Annotated in this window: 6 protein-coding genes; all 6 read left to right on the plus strand. The window is 40.3% G+C overall.

Translation table 11 applies throughout. The features are described 5' to 3' along the window. Positions 1 to 2: 2 nt before the first annotated feature. The 6 genes from H5183_RS05965 to H5183_RS05990 are packed head-to-tail and all read left to right on the plus strand — an operon-like array spanning position 3 to position 6,450. Positions 3 to 797 carry a molecular chaperone gene (locus tag H5183_RS05965; RefSeq protein WP_182731182.1) on the plus strand — a complete coding sequence of 265 codons (795 nt, stop codon included), beginning with the start codon at positions 3 to 5 and terminating at the stop codon, positions 795 to 797. A 25-nt stretch (positions 798 to 822) separates the two neighbouring features. Then, a complete protein-coding gene (locus H5183_RS05970; protein WP_182731183.1) occupies positions 823 to 3,768 on the plus strand; it encodes a hypothetical protein in 2,946 nt (981 codons plus the stop codon). A 10-nt stretch (positions 3,769 to 3,778) separates the two neighbouring features. Beyond that, on the plus strand, positions 3,779 to 4,444 hold the full coding sequence (locus H5183_RS05975) for an SPOR domain-containing protein (protein ID WP_182731184.1): 666 nt from the start codon (positions 3,779 to 3,781) through the stop codon (positions 4,442 to 4,444). 51 nt (positions 4,445 to 4,495) lie between these two features. Continuing rightward, positions 4,496 to 5,089, plus strand: a complete 594-nt coding sequence (locus tag H5183_RS05980) for a FlgO family outer membrane protein (protein WP_145240937.1) — start codon at positions 4,496 to 4,498, stop codon at positions 5,087 to 5,089. A 12-nt stretch (positions 5,090 to 5,101) separates the two neighbouring features. After that, positions 5,102 to 5,782, plus strand: a complete 681-nt coding sequence (locus H5183_RS05985; protein ID WP_145240939.1) for a FlgO family outer membrane protein — start codon at positions 5,102 to 5,104, stop codon at positions 5,780 to 5,782. Positions 5,783 to 5,790: 8 nt separating this feature from the next. After that, positions 5,791 to 6,450, plus strand: a complete 660-nt coding sequence (locus tag H5183_RS05990; protein WP_145240951.1) for a FlgO family outer membrane protein — start codon at positions 5,791 to 5,793, stop codon at positions 6,448 to 6,450. Positions 6,451 to 6,551: the final 101 nt, after the last annotated feature.

Here is a 6,551-nt window from a genome sequence, read left to right on the forward strand (position 1 = left end):
AGATGTTCAATAAATTAACAGTGATGTGTGTGCTACTAACAGCATTTTTTAGCCAAATGGCCTTGGCAAACTTATTGATTTCACCTACCCGTGTTACTTTTGATGAACGCCAGCGTAGTGCTAAAGTCACGGTGATCAATAATTCTGATGAACAACGTACGTACCGAGTAGTCTGGAGTGAAAAACAAGCTTTACCAGGTGGGGGTTATAATAATTTAGCGCAAGTGACCGAAAACAGTTTATCGCCAATGACACGTTTATCCCCTAAGCAAGTGACCTTAGCAGCAGGTGAAAAACAAACCGTTAAAATTGCTATTCGGAAGCCAAAAGGTTTGCAGCAAGGCGAATACCGCTCGCACTTATTATTTCAAGCTCTACCTAACGAAAATAAAGAGCAAAAATCAGGAATACAGATCAACATGATTATGAGCTTTAGTATTCCCGTTGTTTACCGTGAGCAGCCAGAACAACCTAATGTTACGATCACTCAGGCAAAGATTATAAAAAATGCCAATCAGACCAAGCCAAAAATTCAAGTTCAACTGCAACGACATAACAACTTTAGTAGTTATGGAAAACTCAGCGCTTATATAAAAACAGCATCAGGCGAGAATGAGAAAGTGGCTGAAATTAGCAATTTAAGCCTGTATCCAGAAGTTGATACTACCATTGCAACACTGAGCCTATTTAAAGATAAACAGCTGCCAACACAGGGCAGTATTTTCCTAGATTATCAAGGTGCTGAAGAATATAAAGGGGTTGATTTTGCTTCATACACACTCGCTATTGGGAAATAATCTTAAGCGTTATTAAGCGAATAAAGTGATCCGTATATTTACTCTTGGGCTTTTATTTTTAAGCTCAATGAGTTTTGCTAGTGCTGTGCAAACTGCTGATGTGTTGCGCACACTTAAAGCTATTCAAACTAAATTAAATCAACCGCACCCGAAAGTGAGTGCACAGCAGCCCGTTATAGCCGAACACAGGCAACCTGCAGCACAGCGCATTGCCGCCGGTGAATTTTTACTCTTTTCGCTGCACTTAAACGGTGAATATCTTGGTGAAGCATTTGCGATTAAAAGCGAACAAGGTGTGTTATTGGGGTTATCGGGTTTAGTCGAAATATTACAACTGGCTATTAATGTTGATATTGCAAATGGCACCGCTTCAGGTTGGTTTATCAATGAAGCAAACTTATTTACACTAAATGCTACTGAACCTAAACAATTAATTTTTAATAATCAAGTCGTTACGCTATCTTCGCAGCAACTACTAATTGATGATGATATTTATATTGATGCGGCCGTTTTACAGCGCGCCTTCTCAGTTGCTATTATCCCTGATTATGCGAATTTAACGCTAGAGCTTACAACGGAGCAATTGTTTCCTGTTGCTGCGCAACAACAAAGGCAAAAGCGTTTGTTTAACAACCAGCGTAAAGGGGATAACCAACCTACACAACCTTGGAAGGCTAGTCCCTATCAGGCGGTTTCAATGCCAGTGGCTGATTTACAGCTAAATTATCGTCGTGATAATGATAGCAGCCGTACAAGTTATTCATTATTAGGCGCACAAGATTTTGCGTACCTTTCAGCAGAATATTTTTTAGCAGGACGTGAACAAGATTTATTGACTGACTCTCGGCTGACATTCTCTAAACAAGATGTTAATAACAGCTTACTCGGTGTTTTTGCAGCCAGCGAGTTGGAGTTTGGTGATATCACTGCAACGCAAGTAGGTAGTCGTTATAACGGTCAATATGGCCGTGGTTTTAAGTTTTCAAATTATCAGTTAGATCGCAAAATAGATAACAATCGGATTAATCTCACAGGTGCTATCCAGCCCGGTTGGGATGTTGAGCTTTATCGTAATGGCATTTTAATTGAACAACAGTTAAGCCTTGCAGATGGCCGTTATATATTTGATAGTATTGATTTACTGTATGGTGAAAATAACTTTGAGTTGATCTTTTATGGTCCGCAAGGGCAAGTTGAACGCAAAACAGAATATTACTTTATTGACGGTAATCAATTGGCGCAAGGAGAAGCTGCATACGAAATATCAGTATCAGAACAAGGTAAACAATTACTAGGAAGTGAAAGTAATTCACAACAAAGTGGCTGGTTAGCGGCAGGGCGATACGAACGTGGTTTGACTGATAATATCGCGATTTACACCGGGGCTATGGCGCAAAAGCGTGAGGACGATGAGTTTTATCAATTTGCTTTTGGTACCAATATCAACCTGTTTGAAAGACTGTTGGTTAATTTAGACTACGAGCAAAATAACCAACAACAAAATGAATTAGAACTCACAGCAAGAACTCAACTGGCCGATCAATCACTGCTGTTTACCGTTACAGATCGCTCGGATCAACAGCAAGACTTGCAAAGTTATCAATTCGATATGTCGGGTGAGTTGATGCAAAATCGTTATGGTCGCCTTAATTATCAAAACAACTATTTATTACAGCATTCAAGCTCAGGTCGCGACCTACAACAAGCCTATAATCGTTTTAATTATAGTTATTCAGGCTTCTCTGTGAACAACCTATTGCAATGGCAAAATGTAAATGAGCAAAGCAAAGTATATGGGGCAACCCGTGTGCAAGGACGAATAGGGCGTTTATATAGCCGTTTTGGTTTTGATTATTTATTATCGCCAGACAGTGATATTTTAAGTTACCAAGCTGAATTTAATCGCAGTATTACTGCAAAGTTACAAGCCGAGCTCACACTTAAAAATACCCTAAATGAGAATATCCAATCAGCGGACTTGGGCCTTAATTGGCAAAATGATGATTTTAATTTAAGCAGCACCATTAACTACGACAGTAATGATAATTGGCTTTTTAGTTTATATAGCCGTTTTAGTTTTGGTTATGACGCTGAAAATAACCGCGCCTTTATGTCAAACCGCAGTCTAACCAGTACCGGTAGTCTACTGGTTAAAGTATTTTTAGATCAAAATAACAACGGCATTATGGATCCTGACGAGCAAGGTGTTGCTGGTATAAAAGTAAAAGGGCTGCAAAATTATCGCCAAGCAATAACCGATGAAAATGGCATTGCATTGTTAACCTCAATGCCAGCTAATCGCACCACAGATATTGTGCTCGATAGAGACAGCTTCCCCGATCCGTTTTTTGTGCCTGCCAATGAGGGCTTTTCAATCACGCCAAGAGCAGGATTTATTGAATACATGGATTACCCGCTAAATAACGCCAGCGAAATTGAAGGGGTGGTGTATCAGCAGCAAGGGGAGCACACTTATGTGCAGCCTTATGCAAAAATAACCCTATTAGATCAAAACGATAAAGAAGTTGCCAACACCCAAGCGGCTTATGATGGCTATTATTTGTTTACCGACCTACGGCCAGGGCAGTATCGGGCTGTGGTTGACGATAGCTTTAAAGAACGTAAAGCATTAAAAAACACCCAGCAAGTAACAGTTGATTTATCAGCAAAAGGGGATGTGTTGGTTGGGGTTGATTTTACTTTAAAATCACTCGAAGAAGTGTCGGGGACTATTGTTAATGCGGGGAATTTTTCATCGTTAATGATGTTAAAGGCATACTTACGTTTGATAAGCCCGCGCTTAAAATTACAACAGCAAGACGTGTTTTATATTCATGACCAACAGCAAAGTAAGTACATACTCGCCTTAGCATACGCTAAGCAAGTACAGCCTGAATTTACGGATCTTTGTCAGTCATTAATAAAACAAAGATTGAAGTGTGATATTGAACAACGAACAATACTTCATTAAAGGAATAGCAATGAATATCAAACAATCGTTTAGTGTAATTCAATCAGCCGTATTAATAATGAGTTTAATTATATTATCTGGCTGTACCAGCACGACGGATAGCGCGCAAAAAAGTACCAGCAGCACAGCTGAAACTAATCATGAAACCTATGTGCAGATCACGCAACAAGAGCTACAACAGTTACAAACTAGCTCTACACAGTGGCAAGCAATTAAACCCGATCTCGAACGGTTATTACTGATTGAAAGTGATTTGAATTTATTGATAGCACAGTTAACCGCGATAGCAAATGATGACGAGAATACAGGTAATAAGATCCATTCATCTGCTGCCTTGGCATCACAGCAAGTACCGTTAGATAGGCCTGCGCAATCTATAGCAACACAGTCAAACATAACTAACAACGCGCTTTTTGCGCTGCAAATTATTGCGGTCACTCAACAATCGCAATTAGCTCCAAGCTGGCAAACAATTCAACAAAAAGTACCGAGTTTATTGTCAGATAAATTTACCACCAATGTCGAAACTGCTCAGGTAAAAGGCATGACTTATTACCGCTTAAAAATCGGGGCATACCAATATCAAAAAAACGCCCAAGCTGATTGTGATAAATTAAAGCTACAACAGCTCAACTGCATGGTGACTCACTACACCGATAACCCAATAAAATTATAAATAGGCATAATACTTGCTTTGTTATTGCCATGTTTAGTGAGGATGGCAATTATGCGCCTTTTGTTATGTTTATTATTGCTGAGTCTAACTGCGTGTAGTTTAACGCAAGAAAAACCGCCAGCACCAAGTACCAATGCCCCAAAAGCAACAATGGCACCTTATACTGTGCATCAGTATGTGAGCGACTTGAGTAGTCAATTGAGCCATGTGCAAGGGCCGTTTAAAAGCTCTGCACGGATTGCCGTTACTAGCTTTTACTTAGCCAACGCGCTAGATAGTGAGCTGGCACAAGGGCAGGGCGCTGGGCTGAGTCAGCAAATTCAAGAAAGCTTACTTACTCAGTTTACCCAACTTGGCTATAACACTATTGAATATCGCCTTGAAAAACACCTTAATTTAGCCAGCAACGCAGATGGTATATTAAGTCGCGACATTAGCAAATTACGCCAACGTCAGAATATTGACTTTGTTATCACGGGTACCTTAACACGGCAACAACATGCCTATATAGTTAACGCCCGTATGGTAAATACGCAAGATAGCCGCGTTGTATCTGCCGCCAGTACAGAGATCCCCATAAATGTGATGTGGGGCGATGAAAAAATACAACAGCGCGACGGTTATATTTACCGCAGCGAATACTAATTAGGAGCTCTCATGAAACGCTTAATATTAACTTTATGTTTGCCACTGGGTTTTGGTTGCGCGCAAATGATGGAACCGGGCAAAACAGCACAAACTGATAACTCTGCGCAGTTAGAGGGTGATCAAAGAATGGTTGCTGCTCCTGGGCAAAATAATACATTTTATCAGAACAATATTCCAGTGATGAACGATAGCAGCCAAGTCACAGTCCCAACACGTAAAAATATTAATCATTATGTACGTGGCATAATGCAAGATATGGCTGAAAATTTACAATACGTAAATACCAAAACGCCGCTGGCCGTATCAAGCTTTATTTTTTTAGATGATGATTACAACGACGGCACATTGTTAGGTAATCAAATCGCCGAAAGTTTTATGCACGAGCTACACAGTTTTGGTGTACCGGTGATCGACTTTAAAACCACCGACTACATGCGTGTTACTCCCTCTGGCGACTTTGTATTTAGTCGCGATTATTTAGAGCTAAGTAAAGATCAAAACTTCAACTACGTACTGGCGGGCACTATGGTAAATCACCAAGGTGGTGTATTAGTCAATGCCCGAATTATTGGTTTAACAAGTAAGGCAGTAGTTGGCTCTGCACAAGGGTTTATTCCGCAATCCGTTGTTGATGCACTCGACAGTAGCTATCGCACTGATGGCGTAATGCTAAAACAAGTGAGTAAGTGAGGCCAATGATGAGTAAGCTAATCCACAGCGCTAAATTATTAACCGTAGGGGGTGTGATCAGCATTCTCAGCGCATGCAGTATGACCAATAATACGGCTGAGCCTGTACAAAGTACGACTAGCCGATATGACCTTACTCAAATGCTAAAACAAGTACAAATGAATAGTGCCGAGCCACTTGATAACTCAGCGCAGTTTAGTCCTAACAAACACCATAAAACACTGGTTAATTATGTAGAGCAAATGGCGTTAGACTTAGTCGACACAATGCAAACAGAGCTTGATACCTCGATTGCCGTTACTTCATTTGTAGATTTAGATGCCAGCCTTAATAACAGCAGCCAATTAGGCAACCAGTTATCAGAGAGTTTTATTCATCAACTGCAAAAATTTGGTTATGGTATTGTTGACTTTAAAACCACCGACCAAATAACTATGAACCCACGCGGTGACTTTGTATTTTCACGCGATATAGAGCAGTTAGCGGATCAACGCATCGCCAGTCATGTGTTATCAGGCACCTTGATCTACCGCAGCAACGGTGTTGAAGTAAACGCCCGTATTATTGATATCACCAGCAAACGCGTAGTTGCCAGTAGCAACAAAATACTGCCTTATTACGTACTCAACAACGCCGATATTCACCTACAACGCGCGAGTATTAACTAGCATCGTTATAAAATCCATTTAACTGCTTGATTGTAAATAGGATAAACCGTTATAATTTTGCTATCAGCTATCAGCTATCAGCTATCAGCTATCAGCTATCA

It is taken from the genome of Pseudoalteromonas sp. SR44-8 (assembly GCF_014163635.1).
In the GTDB taxonomy this organism is placed as follows: Bacteria; Pseudomonadota; Gammaproteobacteria; order Enterobacterales; family Alteromonadaceae; genus Pseudoalteromonas; species Pseudoalteromonas rhizosphaerae.

Bases quoted from the DNA above. Each gene is read 5' to 3' on its own strand.
- H5183_RS05965 (WP_182731182.1), top strand. From the start codon at position 3: ATGTTCAATAAATTAACAGTGATGTGTGTGCTACTAACAGCATTTTTT.
- H5183_RS05975 (WP_182731184.1), top strand. From the start codon at position 3,779: ATGAATATCAAACAATCGTTTAGTGTAATTCAATCAGCCGTATTAATA.
- H5183_RS05980 (WP_145240937.1), top strand. From the start codon at position 4,496: ATGCGCCTTTTGTTATGTTTATTATTGCTGAGTCTAACTGCGTGTAGT.
- H5183_RS05985 (WP_145240939.1), top strand. From the start codon at position 5,102: ATGAAACGCTTAATATTAACTTTATGTTTGCCACTGGGTTTTGGTTGC.
- H5183_RS05990 (WP_145240951.1), top strand. From the start codon at position 5,791: ATGAGTAAGCTAATCCACAGCGCTAAATTATTAACCGTAGGGGGTGTG.